General features: G+C 47.7%; 23 protein-coding genes and 2 pseudogenes. 16 read left to right on the top strand and 9 right to left on the bottom strand.

Annotation, left to right across the window (positions count from 1 at the left end):
* Window positions 1-163 precede the first annotated feature (163 nt).
* Window positions 164-1,069, top strand: coding sequence for a calcium-binding protein (locus PSE6802_RS31555; RefSeq protein WP_019503039.1), 906 nt, complete (start codon window positions 164-166; stop codon window positions 1,067-1,069).
* Here PSE6802_RS31555 and PSE6802_RS0126490 read toward each other — a convergent pair.
* Together PSE6802_RS0126490 and PSE6802_RS31560 are read right to left on the bottom strand one after the other, a co-directional pair.
* Window positions 1,059-2,033 carry a hypothetical protein gene (locus tag PSE6802_RS0126490; protein WP_019503040.1) on the bottom strand — a complete coding sequence of 325 codons (975 nt, stop codon included), beginning with the start codon at window positions 2,031-2,033 and terminating at the stop codon, window positions 1,059-1,061. The genes PSE6802_RS31555 and PSE6802_RS0126490 overlap by 11 nt on opposite strands.
* A 15-nt stretch (window positions 2,034-2,048) precedes the next feature.
* The gene (locus PSE6802_RS31560) at window positions 2,049-2,744 is read right to left on the bottom strand and encodes a class I SAM-dependent methyltransferase (RefSeq protein ID WP_162139242.1); all 696 of its coding nucleotides are present in this window, start codon (window positions 2,742-2,744) and stop codon (window positions 2,049-2,051) included.
* A gap of 712 nt (window positions 2,745-3,456) precedes the next feature.
* Here PSE6802_RS31560 and PSE6802_RS0126500 point away from each other — a divergent pair.
* Both PSE6802_RS0126500 and PSE6802_RS0126505 read left to right on the top strand, forming a co-directional pair.
* Window positions 3,457-5,004, top strand: a complete 1,548-nt coding sequence (locus PSE6802_RS0126500) for a calcium-binding protein (protein WP_019503042.1) — start codon at window positions 3,457-3,459, stop codon at window positions 5,002-5,004.
* 130 nt (window positions 5,005-5,134) lie between these two features.
* Entirely contained in the window at window positions 5,135-6,025 is an 891-nt protein-coding gene (locus PSE6802_RS0126505; protein ID WP_019503043.1) for an Rpn family recombination-promoting nuclease/putative transposase, read from the top strand.
* Window positions 6,026-6,088: 63 nt separating this feature from the next.
* On the opposite strand, the pseudogene PSE6802_RS30465 reads toward PSE6802_RS0126505, so the two are convergent.
* Both PSE6802_RS30465 and PSE6802_RS30470 read right to left on the bottom strand, forming a co-directional pair.
* A pseudogene (locus PSE6802_RS30465) lies at window positions 6,089-6,583 on the bottom strand (IS256 family transposase); the annotation flags it as partial.
* 43 nt (window positions 6,584-6,626) lie between these two features.
* A complete protein-coding gene (locus PSE6802_RS30470; RefSeq protein ID WP_019503045.1) occupies window positions 6,627-7,028 on the bottom strand; it encodes a hypothetical protein in 402 nt (133 codons plus the stop codon).
* A gap of 127 nt (window positions 7,029-7,155) precedes the next feature.
* Between PSE6802_RS30470 and PSE6802_RS0126515 the strand changes: the two genes are divergently transcribed.
* From PSE6802_RS0126515 to PSE6802_RS0126545, 7 genes are all read left to right on the top strand, one after another.
* Window positions 7,156-8,487: a WecB/TagA/CpsF family glycosyltransferase gene (locus tag PSE6802_RS0126515; RefSeq protein WP_036947191.1), complete on the top strand. Its 1,332-nt coding sequence runs from the start codon at window positions 7,156-7,158 to the stop codon at window positions 8,485-8,487.
* A 55-nt stretch (window positions 8,488-8,542) separates the two neighbouring features.
* A complete protein-coding gene (locus PSE6802_RS30475) occupies window positions 8,543-9,616 on the top strand; it encodes a gluconeogenesis factor YvcK family protein (RefSeq protein WP_202950731.1) in 1,074 nt (357 codons plus the stop codon).
* A gap of 62 nt (window positions 9,617-9,678) precedes the next feature.
* Complete coding sequence (locus tag PSE6802_RS0126525; protein ID WP_019503048.1) at window positions 9,679-10,251, top strand: DNA-3-methyladenine glycosylase; 573 nt, start codon at window positions 9,679-9,681, stop codon at window positions 10,249-10,251.
* Window positions 10,252-10,539: 288 nt separating this feature from the next.
* Complete coding sequence (locus tag PSE6802_RS35600; RefSeq protein ID WP_019503049.1) at window positions 10,540-10,674, top strand: hypothetical protein; 135 nt, start codon at window positions 10,540-10,542, stop codon at window positions 10,672-10,674.
* 148 nt (window positions 10,675-10,822) lie between these two features.
* On the top strand, window positions 10,823-11,311 hold the full coding sequence (locus tag PSE6802_RS0126535) for a flavin reductase family protein (RefSeq protein WP_019503050.1): 489 nt from the start codon (window positions 10,823-10,825) through the stop codon (window positions 11,309-11,311).
* 56 nt (window positions 11,312-11,367) lie between these two features.
* The gene (locus tag PSE6802_RS0126540) at window positions 11,368-11,820 is read left to right on the top strand and encodes a hypothetical protein (protein WP_019503051.1); all 453 of its coding nucleotides are present in this window, start codon (window positions 11,368-11,370) and stop codon (window positions 11,818-11,820) included.
* Window positions 11,820-12,128 carry a hypothetical protein gene (locus PSE6802_RS0126545; RefSeq protein ID WP_019503052.1) on the top strand — a complete coding sequence of 103 codons (309 nt, stop codon included), beginning with the start codon at window positions 11,820-11,822 and terminating at the stop codon, window positions 12,126-12,128. Before PSE6802_RS0126540 ends, PSE6802_RS0126545 begins: the two co-directional genes overlap by 1 nt.
* Window positions 12,129-12,139: 11 nt before the next feature.
* Here PSE6802_RS0126545 and PSE6802_RS0126550 read toward each other — a convergent pair whose 3' ends face one another.
* The 4 genes from PSE6802_RS0126550 to topA form a co-directional block, all read right to left on the bottom strand.
* A complete protein-coding gene (locus PSE6802_RS0126550; RefSeq protein ID WP_019503053.1) occupies window positions 12,140-12,343 on the bottom strand; it encodes a DUF6887 family protein in 204 nt (67 codons plus the stop codon).
* Window positions 12,340-12,516, bottom strand: a complete 177-nt coding sequence (locus PSE6802_RS36060) for a DUF6888 family protein (protein WP_412973439.1) — start codon at window positions 12,514-12,516, stop codon at window positions 12,340-12,342. Before PSE6802_RS36060 ends, PSE6802_RS0126550 begins: the two co-directional genes overlap by 4 nt.
* A gap of 3 nt (window positions 12,517-12,519) precedes the next feature.
* On the bottom strand, window positions 12,520-13,008 hold the full coding sequence (locus PSE6802_RS0126555) for a hypothetical protein (RefSeq protein WP_019503054.1): 489 nt from the start codon (window positions 13,006-13,008) through the stop codon (window positions 12,520-12,522).
* Window positions 13,009-13,232: 224 nt separating this feature from the next.
* Window positions 13,233-15,950, bottom strand: a complete 2,718-nt coding sequence (gene topA, locus PSE6802_RS0126560) for a type I DNA topoisomerase (RefSeq protein WP_019503055.1) — start codon at window positions 15,948-15,950, stop codon at window positions 13,233-13,235.
* 629 nt (window positions 15,951-16,579) lie between these two features.
* Between topA and PSE6802_RS0126565 the strand changes: the two genes are divergently transcribed.
* The 6 genes from PSE6802_RS0126565 (at window position 16,580) to PSE6802_RS33960 (ending at window position 21,777) form a co-directional block, all read left to right on the top strand.
* Window positions 16,580-17,011 (top strand): DUF29 family protein, encoded by a 432-nt coding sequence (locus tag PSE6802_RS0126565; protein WP_019503057.1) that lies wholly within the window; start codon window positions 16,580-16,582, stop codon window positions 17,009-17,011.
* A gap of 116 nt (window positions 17,012-17,127) precedes the next feature.
* Window positions 17,128-18,471 carry a P-loop NTPase fold protein gene (locus tag PSE6802_RS0126575; protein WP_019503059.1) on the top strand — a complete coding sequence of 448 codons (1,344 nt, stop codon included), beginning with the start codon at window positions 17,128-17,130 and terminating at the stop codon, window positions 18,469-18,471.
* The gene (locus PSE6802_RS30480; protein ID WP_019503060.1) at window positions 18,434-21,028 is read left to right on the top strand and encodes a tetratricopeptide repeat protein; all 2,595 of its coding nucleotides are present in this window, start codon (window positions 18,434-18,436) and stop codon (window positions 21,026-21,028) included. Before PSE6802_RS0126575 ends, PSE6802_RS30480 begins: the two co-directional genes overlap by 38 nt.
* Window positions 21,025-21,246 carry a hypothetical protein gene (locus PSE6802_RS0126585; RefSeq protein WP_019503061.1) on the top strand — a complete coding sequence of 74 codons (222 nt, stop codon included), beginning with the start codon at window positions 21,025-21,027 and terminating at the stop codon, window positions 21,244-21,246. The genes PSE6802_RS30480 and PSE6802_RS0126585 overlap by 4 nt, the downstream gene beginning before the upstream one ends.
* Entirely contained in the window at window positions 21,243-21,647 is a 405-nt protein-coding gene (locus PSE6802_RS0126590; protein ID WP_019503062.1) for a type II toxin-antitoxin system VapC family toxin, read from the top strand. The genes PSE6802_RS0126585 and PSE6802_RS0126590 overlap by 4 nt, the downstream gene beginning before the upstream one ends.
* Window positions 21,628-21,777: a hypothetical protein gene (locus PSE6802_RS33960; protein WP_019503063.1), complete on the top strand. Its 150-nt coding sequence runs from the start codon at window positions 21,628-21,630 to the stop codon at window positions 21,775-21,777. The genes PSE6802_RS0126590 and PSE6802_RS33960 overlap by 20 nt, the downstream gene beginning before the upstream one ends.
* On the opposite strand, the pseudogene PSE6802_RS36065 reads toward PSE6802_RS33960, so the two are convergent.
* Window positions 21,749-22,030, bottom strand: a pseudogene (locus PSE6802_RS36065) (helix-turn-helix domain-containing transcriptional regulator); the annotation flags it as partial. The gene PSE6802_RS33960 and the pseudogene PSE6802_RS36065 sit on opposite strands and share 29 nt — an antisense overlap.
* Window positions 22,031-22,080 lie beyond the last annotated feature (50 nt).

Raw genomic sequence — 22,080 nt, forward strand, 5'->3', positions numbered from 1 at the left:
CGGGAAACTGCAAATATACCTAGATGTCTTCGTGCTATTTTTATTGCTATACGCGGTTCTCAGAAATGTCTCAGATTCGTATTCGTAAGTTCCAACCGCATAGACATGACAGATTAGGGATGGCGCAAGTTTTTAGGAAGAAACTTGAGGAGTAACATGCAAAATGGCAATCTTTACCGGCACTGCTGCCGATGACTTTTATATAGCTACGCCAGAGGGCGATCGCGCCTCCGGTCTTGATGGTAACGATACTTTAACTGGTAGTGTTGGCAAGGATGCACTGGACGGTGGCAATAACAACGATGTATTGATATCCGATCTCCCAGTCGGTTTTAGTACGCCCACAATAGATATAGCTTTGGGTGGCGATCTAGAGGGAAATGACACTCTCTCAGGTAATGCGGGCAACGATACGCTGATTGGCGCTCGGACTGGGTTTAGTAACGATGTATTGCTTGGCAGTGGTGATAGCGATCTCCTGATTGCTTCTAACTTCGGCGGCAATATCCTCTTCGGCGGACAAGGGGATGACATTATCTATGGCGGTTTCCTGAATGGCAATTTTATGAATGGCAACGCGGGAGACGACCTTCTGGTAGCTGGTTTAGGCAATGACACCATGCAAGGTGGTAGTGGCAACGATACTCTGGTTGCAGGCGTGAGTAGCAACGAATTGTTTGGCGGTAGAGGTGCCGACGAATTTCAATTTCTCAGCAAGCAGGAGAATACTTTGTCAGTATTAATAGGGACAGAGCAAATCCTGAGAAGTGATGGTGGGTTTGGTGGTAGCGATACTATCCACGACTTTGGAGTGGAGGATAGAATTACGATTAGCGAACTAGATCGCAACACCCTTATTACTGTATTTAATAACTCCGCTGGTGCAGCCGTAATTACAATTAATGGAACGGCTGGCAACGGGCAGCCTGCGAATCAAACCATCTCGGTTTTAGGTATGACCAGAGAACAGTTATTGTCACCAGAATCGCGGTTCCTTTCTATTAATGGCAACTTTTTTACTATCGACGATGCAACTAACTCAGATGGCTTATCCAGTTTCACAGTTTGAGCAATAAGTTGGAAAAGGCTTGAGTAAGACGCGATCGCATTGGCAGCAGATAATCGAACGAATCGCCTGCTGCCGGAAATGGCAGAGCGTTCATGCAAGCATTTGCCTCAAACAGGAGTAAATCTCCATTTGGCAGCGGACTGGCATCTACCCCTAAATAATGCAGCCCGAGTTTATCGATCAGGGCGCGCAGTGCCTTGAGTCGCCGATCGCCTAAAATTACCTGGTAGTTTTCCAGAAATTCTCTTTCCTCGTCAAGCAAAGATGGTTGGCCGATCATCACGTCCGATCGCGTGCGGCTGTGAATGTTCCAGTCGCGACCGATAATCAAGTGGCGAGGCACGACTTCCCCTGTGGCAAAAACAAAGAATCGACATTTACGATACAATCCATCGTGACTGCGAAAATCGTGAAACTCTGTGAGATACACCTGTCGAGACGATAACGCAGAAATTGCGCCGATCGCAGCAGCATCTGCTATTTTTACTAATGCCGTACCGCCGTGGGCACCCGCTGGTCTGGCTAGTAAAGGATAGCGCAGCCCCGCCACCGCTACCGACTTCTTTGCCAGTGCCGGTTTATTGGCAACCCGAATCGTACCAGGCGTTACCAACCCTGTAATGCCAGCGGCTACTTTTGCTACCTCCTCCCGATGGGTTTGCAGCACGTGTTTGGGGTGATTCACAATGGTTCTATTTTTTTGTTGGCGCAGTACAGTTCTCAGGTTGGATAAAGTATGGGGGTTAATATCGGGGTCGGAGATCGTATTGAGGAGAATGCCTTCTCGCGGCACGATCGCCATTTCAATTTCTGCTAATTTGGCATGGGCAAATACCAGGCGTTGTAGCTCAAACCGGGTATCGTCAAGCAGTTCCCACAGATCGCAGTTGCCGCTTATCTGGCGGGCTGATTCGATCTTTAAGCGATCGTCAGCTCCGCGCAATACAATAACGGGAATTACCATAGCTAGGACTCACTGTTAATCTTCATTCGTTGCCAACAAGAGATGCAGAGACCAGGGTAACCCGATACCTCGCTCGTCAAACTCCAGAGACCCCAAGTACTCCTTCACGCCGTGTAATATTTCTAGATCGGCGATCTGCTCCAGCCCAAACATCAGGCGGATAAAGCGACTCAAATCTTCAGTTGTCGCAAACCGCCATTGGTAACGAGCGGCGCGATCTTGCTTTAAAGTTAACCCCGCCTCAGATATTGCCGCACGGAAGCTGTCATCTATATATTTACCAACATGACCGTCCGGGTTGTGGGCATCCACAAATTCATCCAGGAAGCGAGCAACCGGGCTGTTGCGGGCAACCTCAGCGATCGCCAGGCGACCGCCTTTACGCAACACCCGCTTTACTTCGCGAAAGATGGATACATGGTCAGATTCATGATGTAGCCCGGCCAAACTAACTACCACGTCAACTTCACCCGACTTTAATGGTATATCTGCAAGCGGGCAACAGTGGGTTTCAGCGATCGAGTCTTGGCAGCACCTGAAAAAAATCGGCGAAGGGTCAACCGCAATTAACCTCACACCTTTTAATTCTTTGTAGTTCAATAAATAACCGCCACCAGAGGGCATATCCACCAATGTTTCACCGATTTGCGGATTAGCCAAAGAGAGCGCCGCTTCGAACTCAGCATCTCTAGCGTTTGGGCAGTTCAGCATAGCGGCATGATACGCATCCCCCCTACGACTGAAAATCTCGGTGTAACTCTTAAACATTATTGTTACATGTTGCTAAAAACTTCTGGCGTTCTGAATTTTGAGAATATACTACGGATCGAGCACAACAAATAGGATCTCGCACAGCAACCTTTTATATAGTCCGCTCCAGCCGACTTTAGCTTTGAGCCAAGAAATTGATTTCTTGGCCTTCTGCGATCGAGATGCGTAACAACATGGGCTTTCCCAACAAATTACATCAAGCCAAGCAGAGCTGCGCGTAAGTCATTAGGAATCTGGTCGACTGACAAATTTGTTACCCCTCATCCCCCAGCCCCTTCGCCCACAAGGGGCGAAGGGGGGCTAGAGTCCACAGGAGTTAAAAACCCTTCTCCCGCTCTGGGAGAGGGGTTTGGGGTGAGGGCGGATAACTTTTGTCAGTCAGACAGCATCAGGAATAGTGTGGGGGCGGAAGCAAATTTCACCTAGCTCGGCGCAGAATATTGCCGAAAACTGCACAATTACCTAGTACATGTTGTGATATGTTTAGTTATGTAAGGTGGCAAGTTTCTAAAAACATGCGAAGTGCACAAGCGTCCAGTTTATTACCTACTGGCGGCAGAGGCACCGCAGGGTTACCGTCATAGTAGGTAACGCATGGCACATTAGAAGGCTAGAACTTGTAAACTAAAAAACTCGAGGAGTAAATAATTAAATGGCAGTTTTTACAGGAACCAACGCAAACGACAGTTATTTAGCAACTACTGCAGGCGATGACGCTAGAGGCCTCAGAGGCGACGACACTCTAACTGGTAACGTCGGCAAAGATACACTCAATGGTAATGCTGACAACGACCTTTTGTTTGCTGATAGCTTAACCCAAACCGCAGGCGGTAACGACAGTTTATTTGGCGGTCAAGGTTCTGATACCCTGGTTGGTGCTCGCTTTGGCTTTAGCGCTGACAGCTTGGGTGGTAACAGAGGCGAAGACGTATTGATCGCTTCCACCAACGGTGGTAACACGCTCTTTGGCGGTCAAGGCAATGACACGATCTACGGTAGCGTTGCCAACTCCAACACCATGAACGGCGACATCGGCGACGACGTAGTGGTTGCTGGCAGAGGTAACGATCGCATGTTGGGTGCCGATGGTAACGACACCCTTATCGGTGGCAGCGGCAACAACGACATGTTCGGCGAATCTGGCAACGACCAGTTCCAGTTCTTCACCGCCGTACCTCAAGACCTGGTTCTGTTCACGGGGGCAGAGCAAGTAGTCAGAAGCAGAGGCGGCTTCGGTGGTTCGGACACCATCTTTGACTTCTCTACTGGCGACACGATTTCAATTTCACAACTAGACCGCAACGCCACAGTTAGCGTCACCACCAACTCTGCTGGTGCAGCAGTAGTCACGATTGCAGGCACGGCAAGCGATGGCACCCCTGCTAACCAAACCATTACGGTTGTGGGCGTGACCAAGGATCAACTGCTCGCTCCTGGCGCACAGTTGTTTGCGGTCAACGGCAGCTTCATCACCACTAACGACACCGTCAATACCGGTGATGGCGCGACATCCACCTTCACAGTTGGTGGAGCTGGTGCCGTCATCAAGGGCAGCAACCTCATCGGTAGTCCTACTGCTGATACCTTCACCGACGATCCAACTGCTGCAACCACGGCTAATGGCATCCAGTTGCTGACCACAGTCAACGACGATACCGTCACTGGTAACGCTGGCGATGACTACGCCTTCGGTAGCGCTGGTAACGATATCCTCAATGGCAATGCTAGTGCCACTGCGACTGGCGCTCCCAGTGCTAACACTGCTCCTGGCTTGGGCGACACGCTCATCGGCGGTCAAGGCTTTGATACGTTGACTGGTGGTTCTGGTACTGACAACTTCGTACTTGATGTCTTCCAGCCTGGTGTCATCGATACCATTGCTGACTTCAAGCCCGTAACAGAATTCGATCGCATCCTGATCAGCGCGGCTGGTTTTGGTGGTTCGCTCATTGCCGGTCAAAAAGCCTCTGCTGCTGCTCCAGCCAGCTTCTTCTTTACGCTCGGTGCAGGTGGCGTAGAAGGTCAGAATGCTCCTGCCGCTAACATCGGTACTTCTACCTTCTTCTACGACACAGTCGGTGGCGGCCTCTACTTCGACAGAGATGGTGGTGGTACTGGTACCACATTTACTCAAGTCGCTCAGGTTACACCACAATTCGGTAACGCAGCGGCTATCACTCAACTGGTAATTATTGCCTAGTTCTAGGTAATCTAAAAATCCAGTACATCTAGTATTGGATATCTAAAAAAGAGGCGGTTAATAACCGCCTCTTTTTTGTCTGCAGATCTAGTAGTAAGCTAATCGCGCCTCCAGTGCTACTCTAGTTCTCATGAGAACAGATACCCTTTTCTATCAATTGTTTCGAGCATTTAAACCTCTGCTGTTCGAGCTAATCGAGCAACCGATATCTAATGCAGAAGGATACGAGTTTGTTTCTGTTGAGGTGAAAGAAAAAGCCTTCCGCATTGATGGTGTTTTCCTGCCCAAAGACGAGGACAAGTTAATTATCTTCACAGAGGTTCAATTCCAGCCTAAATCTGACTTCTATGAAGACTTCATGACAGAGAACTTTATGTATCTCAGGCAGTACAAGCCCAAACAAGACTGGCAAGCAGTAGCAATTTTTGCGAAACGCAGCTACGATCCTGGTGAGGTTCACTATTATCGAGAGCTATACGCTAGCGGTCGTATCCTACGAGTTTACCTAGAGGATTGGCAAGATCGAGATACTGATTCTTGGGCAATCAAGATCGTGCAGTTAGTCCTGGCATCGACAGCTAAAGCAAAAAAATTAGCAGAACAGTTAGCTGTGCTGGTGGAGCAAGAAACCTTAACTGACCTAAGAGAGAAAGTTGTAGAATTAGTTGAGACGGTGTTAGTGTACAAATTTCCGCAGTTAAGTCGCGAGGAAATCCAGGCCATGTTTACACTTGACGATCTAAGGCAAACTCGTGTTTATCAGGATGCTAAACAAGAAGGCATGCAGCAAGGTATGCAGCAAGGTATGCAGCAAGGTATGCAGCAAGGTATGCAGCAGGGGCAGACTGCTTTGGTCTTGCGGTTACTAACTCGAAAATTTGGATCTTTGCGTAAAGGGTTGCGATCGCAAGTCGAGCAATTATCCACCCACCAACTGGAAAGCCTAGCAGAAGCAATTTTAGATTGCGATCGCCTCGAAGATCTAGAGATATGGTTTGCCAGACTGGATAAGGCCACTTGACGGCGTGAGAGTGCCCTGATTGAGACGAGAGTGCTCAGATTTTTGTGTAAGCGAGAAATAAGGTCAGTAATTTAAACGTCCTGGGAATAGGATAGCAAAATATGACAACGCTGCCTTCCAATCTTTAAGGGGGCGAGTCCAACGCTTGGCAATGTTATGCATGGCCAAGAACATGAGCTTGAAGACAGATTCCTCATCGGGGAAGACAGCCTTGGTTTTAATCACCTTGCGCAGGGAGCGATTGAGGGATTCAATGGCATTGGTAGTGTAGATGACTTTGCGGATGTCCATGGGATAGTCAAAGATGGGGATAATGTTCTGCCAATGGCGCAGCCAGATTTGGCTAATCGCGGGGTATAGGCGATCCCACTTGGCGGCAAAAGCCTCAAGCGCAGCTTCGGCTTCTGCCAAAGTGGCAGCATGATAAATGGGCTTGAGGTCAGCCACAACAGCTTTAGCGTCTTTCCAGGGCACATGACGCAAACAGTTGCGGATCAGATGCACAATACATAGTTGCACCTGGGTTTGCGGGAAAACAGCCTCAATCGCCTGGGGGAATGAGAGTGCTCAGATTTTTGTGTAAGCGAGAATTCGTCTAAGATTATTGCTCTAAGAGTCGATCTACTTTGTTCTCAATCACATTTAGTTTCCTGAGGATGGTGGGTCTATCTTCATCCAGATTGGACAGTAACCTTGCGATACCCTCTTGAGTGCCAGCTAGACGAATCATGGCATGATTCAACTCTGTTGACGATTGCTGCTGAGTAGAAATCAGTTGCGCTAAATCTCTACCGATCGCCTGGGTTACCGCCGTCAGTTCTTCTTGTCCAGCCTGTTGAATGGCAATCAGTTGTGCTAAGTCTCTACCAATTGTCTGAGTTACCGCCGTCAGTTCTTCCATCCGATCGTCTAAGCGACTCATTCGCTCATTTCCAGCCGCGATTGCCGTGGCTACCGTTGCCGCAAACCTGTCTAATGTCTCTTCCGTCCAACGCTCGGTCATGGTTAATGTAAATTACGATCCAAGATGTATACAGTATTGTAGCAATCTGGCGATCGCGACAAAAGCTTCCCTAGTTTTTCACGATCTCGATCTAACATGCTCGCATAAGAAAACGAAGATACGAGCCATGTCTAGCAAAACATTAATCCCAACCAAGCACGTTGTTAATTCCCCGGTTACCGCTCTGCGCTTTGACGAGCAGATGTTTTTAATTTTGAAATGGGCAAGGGCGCATCAAAGCAAAATGGTATGCCTGGCAAACGTGCATATGTTGATGGAAGCCTATTGGCATGAAGAATTTGCCACGGTGCTAAAGTCAGCCGACATGGTCTCAACCGATGGTATGCCCCTCGTATGGATGTTGAGACAGCTAGGGGTGCGCGGTCAAGACCGGGTTGCAGGGATGGACGTTTATCTGCGGCTGTGTCAGTTGTGCTCTATGACAGGTGTAAGTGTCTACTTTGTCGGCTCTCAGGCAGAAATTCTAAATCAAATGCAGGCAAAGTTAATGCAAGAGTTCCCATCTCTGCAAATTGCTGGCATGGAACCACTCCCATTCCGCCCATTGACTCCAGATGAGGATGAAGCGCTCGTTCAAAGAATAAATGATAGTGGTGCTGGTATTGTCATGGTTTGCTTAGGCTGCCCCAAACAAGAATACTGGATGGCGCAACACCTTCATAAGATTAATGCCGTGATGATTGGTGTGGGTGCCGTATTCTCCGTCTATGCTGGGTTGCAAAAGCGAGCACCTCAGTTTGTAAGGAGTTCGGGTTTGGAGTGGTTCTATCGCCTGATCCAGGAACCCAAGAGGCTGTGGCATCGCTACCGCGACACTATTCCACCATTTCTTATGTTAGTCTCCAAACAATTGGTAGATAAAGTATCTCAAAAGAAATCTAATCCTTTTGCTTTGGTCAAGGACGATCGCTCTGCCACTAAATTGGATTTAGACACTATTGAAGCCGAGCTAGAGGCGATCGCACCGGAGCTAGATGTTTTTGCATCGAATTTAGAGTTAATTGCTTCCGATCCTGAACCTGCCAAGATTGGGGAGATCTTGGTGAGGCAAAATCTGGTTTCTGAGGAAGCTTTATCAATGGCTTTAGAAGAGCAAAGTGAAACCCAAAAGAAAGTTGGCGAGATTTTGACGGAGCAGGGGCATATTTCCCAAGCGGAACTCAACTACTACATTAAAAATCAAAGTATTAGATTGGGAGATCTGCTGGTTGAGAATGCAATTATTTCCAAAGCCCGCTTAAAGAAGCTGATCGATCGCCATAGGCAAGCTAAAAAGAAACTGGGGGAAGTACTGGTGGAGGAAAAGGTTCTTTCTGCTACAGAACTGCACCAGCTTTTGATCGAGCAATACTGGCGCCGCCATGGTATTTGGTTGGCTGCCGAAAGCGTGGGTGAGAGTTCTTCCCGTCGAGTTAAAAACCTTGCACTGACCAGTTGAGATGTCATTTAAAAGACTACGCGATCGCTGGGAATAGCTATATCGATCGATTTGAATGAGGGTTACTACTCAGATGATTCCTTACAGAAAACCTAAAATAGTTGTAATTGGTGGTGGCTCCGGAGTGAGCACTGTTCTCAGCGAGTTAAAACACGTAGCTGATGTCACTGCTGTTGTCTCGATGATGGATAGTGGCGGGAGTAGCGGTCGCCTGCGCGATCGACATGGCGTTCTTCCTCCTGGTGATATTCTCAAATGTATTTCCGAGTTATTGCCAGATGACTGCTCCAGTCAAAAATGGCGAGATTTACTCAATTACCGCTTTCATAAGGGGGACGATCTCAAAGGACACAGTTTAGGCAACCTCTTGCTCGCGGCTGCCTATGACTGGGAAGGGGGCACTTCTTTTGGAATTGAATCGATCTCCAATTTGCTAAATATTCAAGGGCACGTCTTGCCAGTTACGCTGAACGACGTAGATCTAATTGCTAAGTTGAATGATGGCACCGATCTGTATGGCGAAACTTTCATAGATCTGCGCACTAACTTCGAGCAAAAGATCGAATATATTTATCTTTCACGCCGCGCCCAAGTGTATAAGCCGGTTGTACGAGCGATTTTGGAAGCCGATCTTATCGTTATCGGTCCTGGCAGTTTATTTACGAGCATCCTACCCAACTTTTTGGTGGAAGGACTGGCTGAAGCTTTAATCCAAACTACTGCCCCAAAAACCTATGTTGTTAATCTCGTCACCGACCCATCTGAAACGTATGGCTATAAAGCCTCAGATTTTATCCGAACCATTGAGGAATACTTAGGCAACGGAACTCTAATTGATTACGCTGTAGTAAATACGGAGCCAATTGACGAGAGACTATGTCGCCTTTACGCGACCGAACACAAATTCCCAGTCGAGCCAGATCTCCAAGCCTGTCAGAAACTAGTCTCAAAAAAAGTTATTAGTGGTAACTTTGTACGAGGAAAAACAATTCTGCGCCACAATAGCGCCTATCTAGCTGAGGTTCTGCTAAATGAATGCGAACAAAGAGCATCTAAAAATTCCTATACCTCCAATCCGAACTTGACTCAAGAACTTGTCGCGTCTAGTCTTCTGGAAGCCGCAGCGTAAAGTAAATTCGATCTGCAAAATGATAGGATTGTTAGACTGCGCTCTTGTTTTGAATTTCTTAAATGGATTTAACATCCCTCAGTCGTCCAGCTCAAGAAGTTGCACCTCAACTATTGGGCTGTACTTTGGTGCGGCAAATCGATGGAGTTGAGTACAGAGGTCTCATTGTAGAGACGGAGGCCTATGGGCCTGGCGATCCGGCCTGTCACGGTTATGCTCGCAAAACCGATCGCAATGCTGCCATTTTTGGCAAACCTGGTTCGGTTTACGTTTATCTCATCTACGGCATGTACCATTGCCTGAATATCGTGACCGATCGCGAAGGTGTATCTAGTGCCGTCTTGCTGAGAGCTTTAGCTTTAGATCGAGTTCCTCCTTGGGTAGATGCTAAGGAAAAAGTCGTGCGCGTTGCTGCTGGGCCGGGGAAGTTGTGTCGAGCGCTCAAAATTGACCGCAGGTTGAACGGCATTTGCTTGCAGCCGCGATCGCAACTATGGCTAGAACCCAGATCGGATAATCTGGTAATAAAGCCATCTGACATCGTGCAAACCACGCGAGTTGGCCTGACAAAAGGAGCGGATACTCTCTGGCGATGGTACATCAAGGAGCATCCCTCAGTTTCTAAACGAGGATAGATTAATTCTTTCGGTATTTTTTACGCCGGAGCTAACTGTTTTTGGTGCATTGTTACTGGATTGGAACGCAAGTTTGGTAATTATTACGATGGGCTTTAAGTTTAGCAATCCGCTCTAGTTATACGTTTGGGGGTTTGTAATTCTGGCCATCGCCTTCAATCGCTCCTCTGGCGGTGCTCCGAATTTTCATTTTGGCGGTCACCAAACCACAACAATAGCGAGGACGCATTTACTCCGAGAAAGGGTAGGATATATGCGTAACTTATGACTTAGATAAGGTTTACATTTATGTCAGACTTTAATCGCGGCATCATGAAGTTCGATGGGGCAGACAGTCCCGCGATCGTTCTGCTTTCTGCATCAGCGATCTTAGCTGCGATCGCTTTCTTGATCTGGTGGGGAATCGGCACCGCCTACCTTTAAAGCTAGAGTCAGGATACCTATGCAGAAGCTTAGCTAAATTGCTTGTAACATTGTGGGCTAGCGCTCGCATTACCTTAGGGGGATACACCTAGTATGGTTGTATCCCCCTATGTTCTATGCTAAGGAAAGTACAAAAAATTTAGATAGTATGGCCGAATTAAATACTCAAAATGAAGCTCTAGGATCGGCGATTGGCTGCATTCCCAGCGGTCTTTATATTGTTACGACTACGCAAGACGGCAAGACTGCTACCATGTTGGGTTCGTGGGTGCAGCAAGCCGCGTTCGATCCGCCTGCCGTCACGATCGCCGTTGCTAAGGGGCGCTACATCGAATCGTTCCTCACCCCTGGCAGCCCTTTAGTCATAAACATTCTGGAGAAAGGGCAGGGGCAGATTATGGGACATTTCTCCAAAAGCTTTGAGCCAGGTACGGATCCGCTAGCAGAACTGCCTACTGGCAATGCCCCCAGCGGTCAGCGCTATTTACAAGAGGCGATCGCCTATCTTGATGCTGAAGTTGTTTCTAGTCTTGACGCGGGCGACCATTCCATTATTTTGGCAAAGCTGGGCGCAGGCGAAAAACTACGAGATGGTGAGGTAGCCGTCCACATTCGTAAGAATGGGTTTAAGTATTAATAATCGCCCTAGCGCTCTAAGTCCCAACTGAGATATAGTTCCCGTACTTGCCTACCATGAGAAAATTCTTAATCCTGGTATCTCTAACCCTATCTCCAACTCTGCTGGGAGCCGCTGCCAAAAGGGTGCAGTGGACCCCTAATCAGCTAGCAGCAACTCAAAAAGTTTGCGTACTCTCTGCCCTGGAAGCTAATCCTAAAGCCACGAACGAACAAGCTACTTATTTCTGTAAGTGCGCTTTAGACGAAGCCTCAACTAAATGGACATATACGGACTTTGTTAAGAATGAAGAAAAGTACGCACAACAGCTAGGCAATGAGGGGGTAATTGGCAGATGCGCGAGGGCAACTTTTCAGATCGTTCCTGAGTCTAAGCCAAAGGTCGATTCTGGCATCGCTCAGTTGAATAAGTCGAATAACTTAAATAACTTAAATAACTTAATGGAGTCACTGGGCAAAACCTGGGTAAATCGACCAAGTGAAATCACCAATCTAGGTAGGAGAAATTAATGCAATTTTCTGGATCTGGCATATTTTCCGTACTGTTGGCGTGCACCAGCGCGATCGCCCTAGGATTACCCACGCGAGTACTGGCTGCCGAAGCAGCTAAAAATGTCTATCCGGCTGAAGTCACAAAAAACTTCATGAAAGGATGTCAATACAGGTCAAAGAAAGAGTACTGTTCCTGCGTGATGAATTCGCTTCAGGCAAAGTACACCTTTGCTGAATTTAAGAAAGTTGACGAAGAAGTCAGAACGACTCGTAAAGTTCCCGATGCCGTGCAGTCGATCTTTGACTCCTGCAAACAGAAAAAATAACTTTTGCGTAGTCAAGCATTAGAGTTTTTGTGTTGCATGTACTCTGCGATCGCTTCAGATACGTCATCTTCGGGCTGATAGACGCGCGATCGCGGACTCTCGGAATGTAACTTGTCGAGGTAGGCATGTAGTGCTTCCTCATCATTGCGATGACCTAAAACATATGCTCGAAGCTCGATCGTGCTCATAGTCGCAAAATCTGGTTTAGCACTCATACAAATCTCCATTCGCCACTGGCTTCAATTTCAATGTTAATTGCCTTTCCAGCCAATATAACTACGTTCCCTGTCCGACCATCGACGGTGACTAAGTCAACAGAGCAATATTTGCTGGTCAGATTGCAGCAAAGCTGAAAGCATTTTATAGCTTGAGCTGTTGTGTGTATCAAAGCCTAGTAGCGATAGTAATAGCGGTTGCGAGCTTCGTTGCTGTTAGCAATGTCATTACGAATTTGACCTAGGGACCAGCCACGGTAATACTGATCTGTATAATGCCTTATACCTTCCCAGTCAGCGTTGCGCCCTAGCTCACGGCGGTAGATGTCGTTGATGGCACGGCGCAAGTCCCCATTGTTAGCATAGGAGCGGTTGCTGTAGTAGTCATTATTGCGCCACTGGTCGCGCCGCCAGTCTTCGTAGTAGCCCTGGTCGTTGTGATAGGAGCGATCTTGCCGCCGCCATTCCTCGTAGTAGCCACCATCGTTGTAGTAGCGGTTATTGCGACCCCGATCGTAGTAATAATCATTATTGATGCGAGTGTCTTGACATTGCATTTGCCGTCCTACCCATCGGCATCGGGTTTGGGCTTGGGCAGGCTGTGAAGTTCCCAAAGCAAGAGCCGCAGCAACAGCGGCAAATCCTGTAGCTAAAACTCTTTTCATCATTTTGTCCTCAGCGATGAATCCCTTGTTTTTCTAGAATAACAAATGTGAAAGTTTGCCCACTTCACCTATTTGAACTAGAACTGAGGGCATATAGCGTTTTTCAATTGAGAACAGGTTTTATTGATGGGGTGAAGGGGTGGAATCCCTTCTTGGGGGCAACGCCCCCAAACCCCCTTCTGGTTTTCAGATGAAAACCGCTATAGTATGGCAATCAGAATTATCTAGCCTTTGACTGTAGCTTTGCGAGTGCGGGTGGTCTTGGTAGTAGTGGTTTTACTAGTCTTGGTGGAGGACTTGGTCGAGCTTTTAGTCGATGTCTTAGCCTTGGTGCTGGTTCCTGTTTTGGCGGTTGTTTTAGCCTTGCTGGTTGTAGTTTTACTGGCAGTAGCTTTGCTGGATTTGGCTGGTGCCTTGGTGGCTAGTAAAGCGATCGCCTGTTCCAAAGTCAGATCGTCTGGCGAGCTATCTTTAGGTAGCGACACGTTAACCTTGCCATGTTTGACATAGGGGCCATATTTACCCATGTAGATTTCTACAGGCTGCTCGTCGGCGGGATGCGTGCCCACAGAGCGCAATACCTGCGCCGAGCCTCTCGTTACCTTGGGTTGTGCCAGGAGTTCCAACGCTCGCTCTAAGGTGATCGTGTAGGGATCGTCGTCGCCTTTGAGCGATCGGTAATCTTTCCCATCTTTGCCGCGATCGTGGACGACATAGGGGCCAAACCGCCCTAAATTAGCCTGCACTTTCTTGCCAGTGTCGGGATGTACCCCCAACGTGCGCGGCATTTTCAGTAAATCCACCGCGATCTCCAGGGTGAGTTGCTCCAGTTGCATTCCCTTCGGCAGCGATGCCCGCTTGAGTTTAGCCTTATCATCCTTAGAGCTTCCTAGTTGCACGTAAGGTCCATATGGCCCCACATGCAAAAAGATCGGCTCGTTGGTTTCAGGATGAATCCCAATTTGATCTGGCCCTTCTATTTTCTGCTTGAGAATCGTCTCAATCTTTTCAGGCACTAAATCGGAAGGCGTGAAATTGGTGGGAATTGATGCATTGATCGTATTATCGCCTTCACCAACCTGGATATAGGCACCATACTGCCCTAGCTTAATTTTGACATTCTCCAATCCCTCTAAATGGACTGTGCGAGCGGCATCGGACGCAATTTCCTTTTCACCATTTTTTACCAGAATTTGCAAGCCTTCCTTGCCGTGATAAAACTCCCGTAGATATGGCAACCAGTTCGCGCTACCTGTGGAAATATCATCCAAGGTTTGTTCCATTTTGGACGTAAAACCCGTATCTACTAAATTGGGAAAATGCTCTTCTAGTAAAGCAGTAACCGCAAAAGCAGTAAATGTGGGAACCAGAGCATTCTGGATTTGCTGCACGTAGCCGCGATCGCAGATCGTTCCGATAATGCTGGCATAGGTGCTGGGACGACCGATCCCCTCGCTTTCTAAGGTTTTTACCAATGAGGCTTCGGTATAGCGTGCGGGTGGCTGGGTATCGTGGCCGCTCGGTACGATCTGCCGACATTCGGGATGGTCTCCGACAGCCATAGCGGGCAAAATCACCTCCTGCCCTTCGATCGCCGCGTCAGGATCGTCCGAACCCTCAACATAGGCGCGGAAGAAGCCAGGGAAATCAATCCGCTTGCCGGAAGCGCGGAAGACGGCATCCTCTACCTGCAATTGCACGGCGATCGTGGTTTGGCGAGCATCTGCCATCTGCGATGCCACCGTGCGCTTCCAGATCAGATCGTACAATTGCAACTCGCGACCCGATAAGCCAGTTTGCTGGGGCGTGCGAAAAGTTTCGCCAGCGGGACGAATCGCTTCGTGGGCTTCCTGTGCCCCCTTCGATTTGGTGGCATACTGGCGCGGCTGAGGACTGAGGTAGTTAGCGCCGTACATTTGCTCGACGCAGGTACGGGCAGCGGTAATTGCCTGCTGCGACAAATGCACCGAGTCAGTACGCATGTAGGTGATATACCCCTGTTCGTACAGCGCCTGTGCCGTCCGCATCGTATCTCGGGCAGACAGGCGCAGCTTGCGGTTAGCTTCCTGTTGCAGCGTAGAGGTGGTAAATGGTGGCGATGGCTTGCGGTTGTTGGGGCGCTCTTCGATATTGCCGACCGTCCAGGTTTTGCCTGTAATGCGATTTTGCAGGGCGATCGCGCCAGCCTCATCTAATAACTCAACATTGCGATTGGCAGCAATTCTGCCCGTTGACTCGTCAAAATCCTTACCCGTGGCAATATTTTTGCCCCTCACGGAGACGAGTTGCGCTGGGAACTCCTGCTTGGGGGCAAATAACGTTGCTTTGAGATCCCAATAGCTGCCCGACTTGAACGCTCGCCGATCGCGTTCGCGATTGACGATCAGGCGCACGGCGACGGACTGCACTCTGCCGGCGGACAGTCCCCAGGAAATCTTTTTCCACAGTAGTGGCGACACGGTATAGCCGACAAGTCGATCTAAAATGCGTCTGGTTTCCTGGGCTTGGACGAGTTGCTCGTTGATATTGCGGCAATTTTGCAAAGCATTACCAATCGCTTCGGAGGTAATTTCATGAAATACCATGCGTTTGGTCGGCACCTTGGGCTGCAATAATTGCAACAGATGCCAGGAAATGCTTTCCCCTTCTCGGTCTTCGTCAGTGGCCAGGATGAGTTCGGAGGCATTTTTTAAGGCAGCCTTCAGCTCCCTAACTACTTTCTTTTTGTCTTCGGGCACGATGTAGAGCGGCTCAAAGTCTGCATCCACATTTACGCCTAACTTCGCCCACTCCTCAGACTTAACTGTTGCGGGAATATCAGTAGCAGATTGCGGGAGATCTCGCACGTGCCCCATTGAAGCTTCGACCCGATATCCAGGTGGCAGGAAATTTTTAATTGTGCGGGCTTTGGTCGGAGACTCAACAATGACAAGTGTGGACATAGTTAGCGGTGCAGTTATGAGGGCAATTGGTAGTGCATAAATGGCTCGGAAACAGCTCGGAAACAGTTTGTAAAAGCTATTAGTTAAGGGTAGCAACCAGTATTAGATTAAACCCTTCTTAACCTTATATAATGCTTAACCTTTTATATACAACCTTTACTAAAAAATAAATTAAAAATTAGCTTTTAGCAGTCAGCTATCAGCGGTCAGCTTTTTTAACAAGCACTCAGCAGTTAGCCGTTAGCTTTTTGAGGGCGTATGATGAGGGATGTCGATCGCTAGTTAACTTTATATAACGGGTGTCGATCGCATCGAGCAATGTGCGGATAACCGTAAGCGATCGCACCTTAACTGCAAGATCTCAGTTATAGGCTGGAAATATGTAGGATCGAGATGGTGGCAATGTCGATTGTCATGAAATTTTCACAGACTTAGCCCTGCTCCCTTAACTACTACCCTCTGCAACGTGAGGAAACAGTTGGCGGATCCAGTGGCAAATTTACCGTAGGTAGAATGACTGTAAGTGCGATAAGTGCGATCGCTCAAGGTGATATAGGACAAACAATGCTAAAAAATGTAAAAGTGACAGGTGATATCGATTTGGGCGACTGACTCAGGAGGCATGGGCAATGGAAGAGTTGCTAGAACTTAAGGAATTGCTTGTTGGTGGCAACATCCATGAGGCATTGCTATTGGTAGAGGAGATGACCGAAATGAGCAGGGACGATAAGCTAAACAGAGTTTTTAGCTTTGGGATTATCCTGCTGCTCCACTTGATTAAGCAATCTGCCGAGAAGCGCTCGACCAGATCTTGGGAGATATCTATTTTTAACGCGGTGAAGCAAATCCAACGCTCGAACAAACGCCGCAAAGCAGGAGGCACTTACCTCTCTCAAGCTGAATTACAGGAGACGCTAGAAGATGCCTACGAGTCTGCTTTAAAACAGGCGGCATTGGAAGCATTTGAGGGTAGGTACGAAGCGGCTGAGATTGCCGCTATGGTCGATCGCACCGCGATTATCGACCAGGCGATCGCCTTAATTTTGGGAGATGCCGTATGAGCGAACAACCTAAGACACAGCTAGAATTGTGCAAAGACCTAAAGATAAGTCGCGCCATTTATTTTACAATTGCTAAGTTAGAGCAGCCTTACTATTTGGACTAGGGACTAGAGTTTATGTCATCTCAGCGGGCAGTTAACCTGCGTGAAGCCTATCGTGTATCTGATGTCAAACCTTTGGAAGGGGACGATCTCGATCGCTATTACACAGAGCTAGGTGAATCGCGCAAAAGTGAAGCTGTCACGAATATGCGTGTTGCCCTCGATTTACAAGAATCTGGAGAATTTAGCACGATTTTGTTTACAGGGCATCGCGGCTGCGGCAAAAGTACCGAACTACACTCATTAGAAAGAAATTTGCGGAAACAGTATCACGTCATTTACCTCAGAACGGATGAGATTACGGATATCAATGATGTGGAATATACCGATCTGTATTTGCTGGTCGCACAGTATGTAGAATACGAACTACGCAAAACTAAAATTAAAATCGATGCGAGCATAATTAGAGATTTCGAGAGTTGGTTTGCTGAAGTCACCCATGAAAACGAACAAACAGTAGAAAGTTCTATTTCAGTGGAGGGGGAAATAACTTTAGGGGGCGAGACTCCCTTTCCTATACCTTTTCTGGCAAAGCTATTGGCAAAGATTATGTCTCAGATCAAGGGCGGCTCGAAAGATAAACAAACTATTCGACAAACTCTAGAGAGAGACTTCTCTCGTTTAAAAACTACACTTAACTTATTGCTGGATGATGGGAATGAGAAGCTCCGCAAGAGATATCCGGACAAAAAAGGTATTCTGTTGATTTTTGACAATCTCGATCGCTGCCCACCTCATGTAGCCGAGCGCTTGTTTTTTAACTACGGTTCGCAACTGCAAGAGCTGCGCTGCACGATAATTTATACTCTGCCAATTTCCGCCCTATACTCGCCTCGCGGGATTGCCAATACATTTGCAGAGCCAAAAATCATTCCGATGGTCAATATCTATGAATTTGATGCCAAACGCAATCCCCTGAAGCATAACCCAGATGGTATCCAGGCTCTTGTCAATTTATTAGAGCGCCGCATGGATACGCAACAGATATTTGCAACCGATCGGGAACGGGACGATCTGATTCGTGCGAGTGGCGGGCATATTCGCCACTTGATGCAAATGGTACGCGAGGCTTGCCTCACTGCAATCGGGCGCGGACACAGTAAAATTGAAGCAGACGATGTAGTTTATGCAATTAATCAACGCCAGTTTAGCTTTGAGCGCGAGATCCCCGACACGCACTATGGCGCGATCGCTAATACATACCGTACTAAACGAGCAAATAACGATGAAATCGGGCAGTTAACGCTGGTTAATACCTCTGTGTTGGAGTACAACGGTAAACGTCGCTGGAACTATCCCCATCCTACGGTCTTGAACATCGATGCTTTTCAACGCGCCCTTAACGACTCAGTTCAATAGTTCCGATCTTGATTTTCTAGCTCGCAATGCTGAGGCTATCCGTAAGATAGGGCTTTTTGCCGATCTGTCTGAGGGTCTGACAATCGGCTTTGTCGAGATTAATCTGGAGCGCGATCGCGATGCCACAGTCCAGTTTTTGCTCGATCGCAGTCAACCAGATTACGTGCAGTGGATTCCTTTAATGTTAGATCGCCCCGATCTGCGCTATCTAATCGCGGCAATTGAGGAAGACCTGAGATCGGTAACTCTAATTCCAGGGAAAAAGCCCGTTCTGCTATTGTGCGGTTTAGAACATGCGATCGGTGGATATGGCGACTATCCCGATATCCTCAGCAATATCAACATTGCCCGTGACAACTATCCACAGAGGCTACCATATCCATTACTTTTCCTGCTACCTGGCTATACTATTACTCGTTTTGCCAGGTTTGCTCCCGACTTTTGGGATTGGAAATCGATGGAAGTTCGTCTGAAAAGTGATATTCCTGCAATTGAGTCAGTCGATCTAGAACAAATCAGAAGACCAACGCACCAACTAACTATCCCTGTCTCCCAAGAACGCTTTGATTTTCTCTACCACGTTCTAGAGCGATATCCCCAACCTAGTCTCGCTCGTGCCGACATCCTCGATCTCTTGGGCGATGCCTATAGATCTCATCTCAACTATCCTGAAGCTGAAAGAGCATATCTAGAAGCACTCAATCTCTACGAAACTCATGATAAGCCGCTTGGTATTGCACATGTGCTCAATAACTTGGCAGGACTAAACTACGAGCAAGGGAAGTACGGCGAAGCAGAACCTCTATACCTCAGATCGCTGGAAATTTGGGAACGACAACTGGGAGCACGCCATCCCAATGTCGCCAGCGGCCTCAATAATCTCGCATTGCTATACACATCGCAAGGGAAGTATGCGGAGGCAGAACCTCTATATCTTAGATCGCTGGAAATCAGGGAACGACAACTGGGAGTAGACCATCCCGATGTCGCCAACAGCCTCAATAATCTCGCAGGGTTATACGAATCGCAAGGGAAGTATGTGGAGGCGGAACCTCTATATCTTAGATCGCTGGAAATCATGGAACGACAACTGGGAGCAGACCATCCCGATGTTGCACAAAGTCTCAATAATCTCGCATTGCTATACAAATCGCAAGGGAAGTATGCAGAGGCTGAATCTCTATACCTTAGATCGCTGGAAATCAGGGAACGACAACTAGGAACAGACCATCCCGATGTCGCCAACAGTCTCAATAATCTCGCATTGCTATACAAATCGCAAGGGAAGTATGCAGAGGCTGAATCTCTATACCTTAGATCGCTGGAAATCAGGGAACGACAACTAGGAACAGACCATCCCGATGTCGCCAACAGCCTCAATAATCTCGCATCGCTACACTTCGCACAAGGAAAGTACGTGGCAGCAGAACCACCGTTGCGACGCGCGCTGGAAATCAGGGAACGACTACTGGGAGCAGACCATCCCGATGTCGCCAACAGCCTCAATAATCTCGCAGAGCTATACAGAGTAAAGGGGAGATATGTTGAAGCAGAACCTCTATACCTTAGATCGCTGGAAATCAGGGAACGACTACTGGGAGCAGACCATCCCGATGTTGCACAATGCCTCAATAATCTCGCAGGGCTATACGGAGTAAAGGGGAGATATGTTGAAGCAGAACCTCTATACCTTAGATCGCTGGAAATCAGGGAACGACTACTGGGAGCAGACCATCCCGATGTCGCACAAAGCCTCAATAATCTCGCAGAGCTATACGGAGCAAAGGGGAGATATGTTGAAGCAGAACCTCTATACCTTAGATCGCTGGAAATTAGGGAACGACTACTGGGAGCAGACCATCCCGATGTCGCCAACAGCCTCAATAGTCTCGCAAGGCTATACCATGCGCAAGGGAAGTATGTTGAAGCAGAACCTCTATACCTTAGATCGCTGGAAATCAGGGAACGACTACTGGGAGCAGACCATCCCGATGTCGCACAAAGCCTCAATAGTCTCGCATTGCTATACGGAACAAAGGGGAGATATGTTGAAGCAGAACCTCTATACCTTAGATCGCTGGAAATCAATGAACGACTACTGGGAGCAGACCATCCCGATGTCGCACAAAGCCTTAATAATCTCGCATTGCTATACAAATCGCAAGGGAAGTATGCGGAGGCAGAGCCTCTATATAAGAGATCGCTGGAAATCAGTGAACGACTACTGGGAGCAGACCATCCCGATGTCGCCATCAGCCTCAATAATCTCGCATTGCTACACTACGCACAGGGAAAGTACGCGGCAGTGGAACCACCGTTGCGACGCGCGCTGGAAATCAACGAGCGACAACTAGGAGCAGACCATCCCGATGTCGCCAACAGCCTCAATAATCTTGCAGGGCTATACTATATGCAAGGGAAGTATGCGGAGGCGGAACTGTTGTATTGTCGGGCTATAGCGATCGCTGAAAAAGCACTTGGTGCGGAACATCCAGATACCACAACATATCGTAAAAATTACGAGCTATGCTTAAAGCAAAAGGAGGATAGACAATGACTATCAAAGAACAACTCTTTCAAGAACTTGAAAATGCTCCTATGCCTGTATTGGCAGAAGTTCTCGATTTTTTGAGATTCCTCCAATCTAAGCAGCCAAAAGTAGATTTTATGGAATTTGCAGGTATGGCATCCGATCTAGGGGACATCATGGATGAAATTGTTGCAGAAGCCGAAGCCAATCGCCAACTGGATCTCGGCAGAGAAGATCGCGCATGAAAAAGGCTTTAATTGACACTAATATTCTCTCCTATTTTTTAAAAGGCAACTCAACGATTATTGAAAGATTTCGCATCTATCAACAGCACTATTCCTACTTTTCATTTTCGATCTTTACCTACTACGAAATCAAAAGTGGCTTACTCTATAAAGATGCTCAAAGGCAAATGCAGCAGTTCGATCGACTTGCCCAAGTTAGTGAAGTGATACTCTACGATCGAGCGATCGCTGATATAGCCAGCCAAATCTACGTCGATCTTAGAACTAGAGGTATTACGATCGCACCTATTGACTTGTTTATTGCGGCAACTGCGCTATATTGTGATTGTCTACTTGTCACAGCCAATGTGAAGCACTTTCAAAACATTCCAAATCTCAACTATGAAGACTGGACAAAATAAAAGTCGCGATCCTCAAGATAGAAGTATTGCCGATCGCTGGAGGCAATGGTTTGAGGAAGTCGATCGCTTGGGAATTCCCAATGGTAAATCTAAAGACGGGTTTAGGTGCATGGAATCGTCTGAACTTTGATGTTTACATGCAGTGTTTTACAAAGGACATTGAGAATCGCAGTCAGGTTATCCATCGTAGGATTCCCTTTTGCAGATAACATCCGGTGCAGGCTTTTGCTTGGTTTGGATGTTGCGATCGCCAGTTGTTCAAAACCGACAGTTGCATTTACAAGATCTCTCAGTATAAGTCTTGCGGTTTCTGGTTCGCCATTGAGGAACAGAGAAATAGCTTCGTCAAGAAGAGCTTCCGCAAATGCAGGATCTCGCGAGACTGATCAGAATTTTGTGTAAGCGGTCTAGAATCACAAAAACCAAGGAGACC

It is taken from the genome of Pseudanabaena sp. PCC 6802 (assembly GCF_000332175.1).
In the GTDB taxonomy this organism is placed as follows: domain Bacteria; phylum Cyanobacteriota; class Cyanobacteriia; order Pseudanabaenales; family Pseudanabaenaceae; genus PCC-6802.

Bases quoted from the DNA above. Each gene is read 5' to 3' on its own strand.
- PSE6802_RS30480 (WP_019503060.1), top strand. From the start codon at position 18,434: ATGCTTTTCAACGCGCCCTTAACGACTCAGTTCAATAGTTCCGATCTT.
- PSE6802_RS0126515 (WP_036947191.1), top strand. From the start codon at position 7,156: ATGTCTAGCAAAACATTAATCCCAACCAAGCACGTTGTTAATTCCCCG.
- PSE6802_RS30470 (WP_019503045.1), bottom strand. From the start codon at position 7,028: ATGACCGAGCGTTGGACGGAAGAGACATTAGACAGGTTTGCGGCAACG.
- PSE6802_RS31555 (WP_019503039.1), top strand. From the start codon at position 164: ATGGCAATCTTTACCGGCACTGCTGCCGATGACTTTTATATAGCTACG.
- PSE6802_RS0126555 (WP_019503054.1), bottom strand. From the start codon at position 13,008: ATGAAAAGAGTTTTAGCTACAGGATTTGCCGCTGTTGCTGCGGCTCTT.
- PSE6802_RS0126505 (WP_019503043.1), top strand. From the start codon at position 5,135: ATGAGAACAGATACCCTTTTCTATCAATTGTTTCGAGCATTTAAACCT.
- PSE6802_RS0126585 (WP_019503061.1), top strand. From the start codon at position 21,025: ATGACTATCAAAGAACAACTCTTTCAAGAACTTGAAAATGCTCCTATG.
- PSE6802_RS31560 (WP_162139242.1), bottom strand. From the start codon at position 2,744: ATGCTGAACTGCCCAAACGCTAGAGATGCTGAGTTCGAAGCGGCGCTC.
- PSE6802_RS0126565 (WP_019503057.1), top strand. From the start codon at position 16,580: ATGGAAGAGTTGCTAGAACTTAAGGAATTGCTTGTTGGTGGCAACATC.
- PSE6802_RS0126550 (WP_019503053.1), bottom strand. From the start codon at position 12,343: ATGAGTGCTAAACCAGATTTTGCGACTATGAGCACGATCGAGCTTCGA.
- PSE6802_RS0126590 (WP_019503062.1), top strand. From the start codon at position 21,243: ATGAAAAAGGCTTTAATTGACACTAATATTCTCTCCTATTTTTTAAAA.
- PSE6802_RS35600 (WP_019503049.1), top strand. From the start codon at position 10,540: ATGTCAGACTTTAATCGCGGCATCATGAAGTTCGATGGGGCAGACAGT.
- PSE6802_RS0126525 (WP_019503048.1), top strand. From the start codon at position 9,679: ATGGATTTAACATCCCTCAGTCGTCCAGCTCAAGAAGTTGCACCTCAA.
- PSE6802_RS33960 (WP_019503063.1), top strand. From the start codon at position 21,628: ATGAAGACTGGACAAAATAAAAGTCGCGATCCTCAAGATAGAAGTATT.
- topA (WP_019503055.1), bottom strand. From the start codon at position 15,950: ATGTCCACACTTGTCATTGTTGAGTCTCCGACCAAAGCCCGCACAATT.
- PSE6802_RS0126490 (WP_019503040.1), bottom strand. From the start codon at position 2,033: ATGGTAATTCCCGTTATTGTATTGCGCGGAGCTGACGATCGCTTAAAG.
- PSE6802_RS0126500 (WP_019503042.1), top strand. From the start codon at position 3,457: ATGGCAGTTTTTACAGGAACCAACGCAAACGACAGTTATTTAGCAACT.
- PSE6802_RS0126575 (WP_019503059.1), top strand. From the start codon at position 17,128: ATGTCATCTCAGCGGGCAGTTAACCTGCGTGAAGCCTATCGTGTATCT.
- PSE6802_RS0126545 (WP_019503052.1), top strand. From the start codon at position 11,820: ATGCAATTTTCTGGATCTGGCATATTTTCCGTACTGTTGGCGTGCACC.
- PSE6802_RS0126535 (WP_019503050.1), top strand. From the start codon at position 10,823: ATGGCCGAATTAAATACTCAAAATGAAGCTCTAGGATCGGCGATTGGC.
- PSE6802_RS30475 (WP_202950731.1), top strand. From the start codon at position 8,543: ATGAGGGTTACTACTCAGATGATTCCTTACAGAAAACCTAAAATAGTT.
- PSE6802_RS0126540 (WP_019503051.1), top strand. From the start codon at position 11,368: ATGAGAAAATTCTTAATCCTGGTATCTCTAACCCTATCTCCAACTCTG.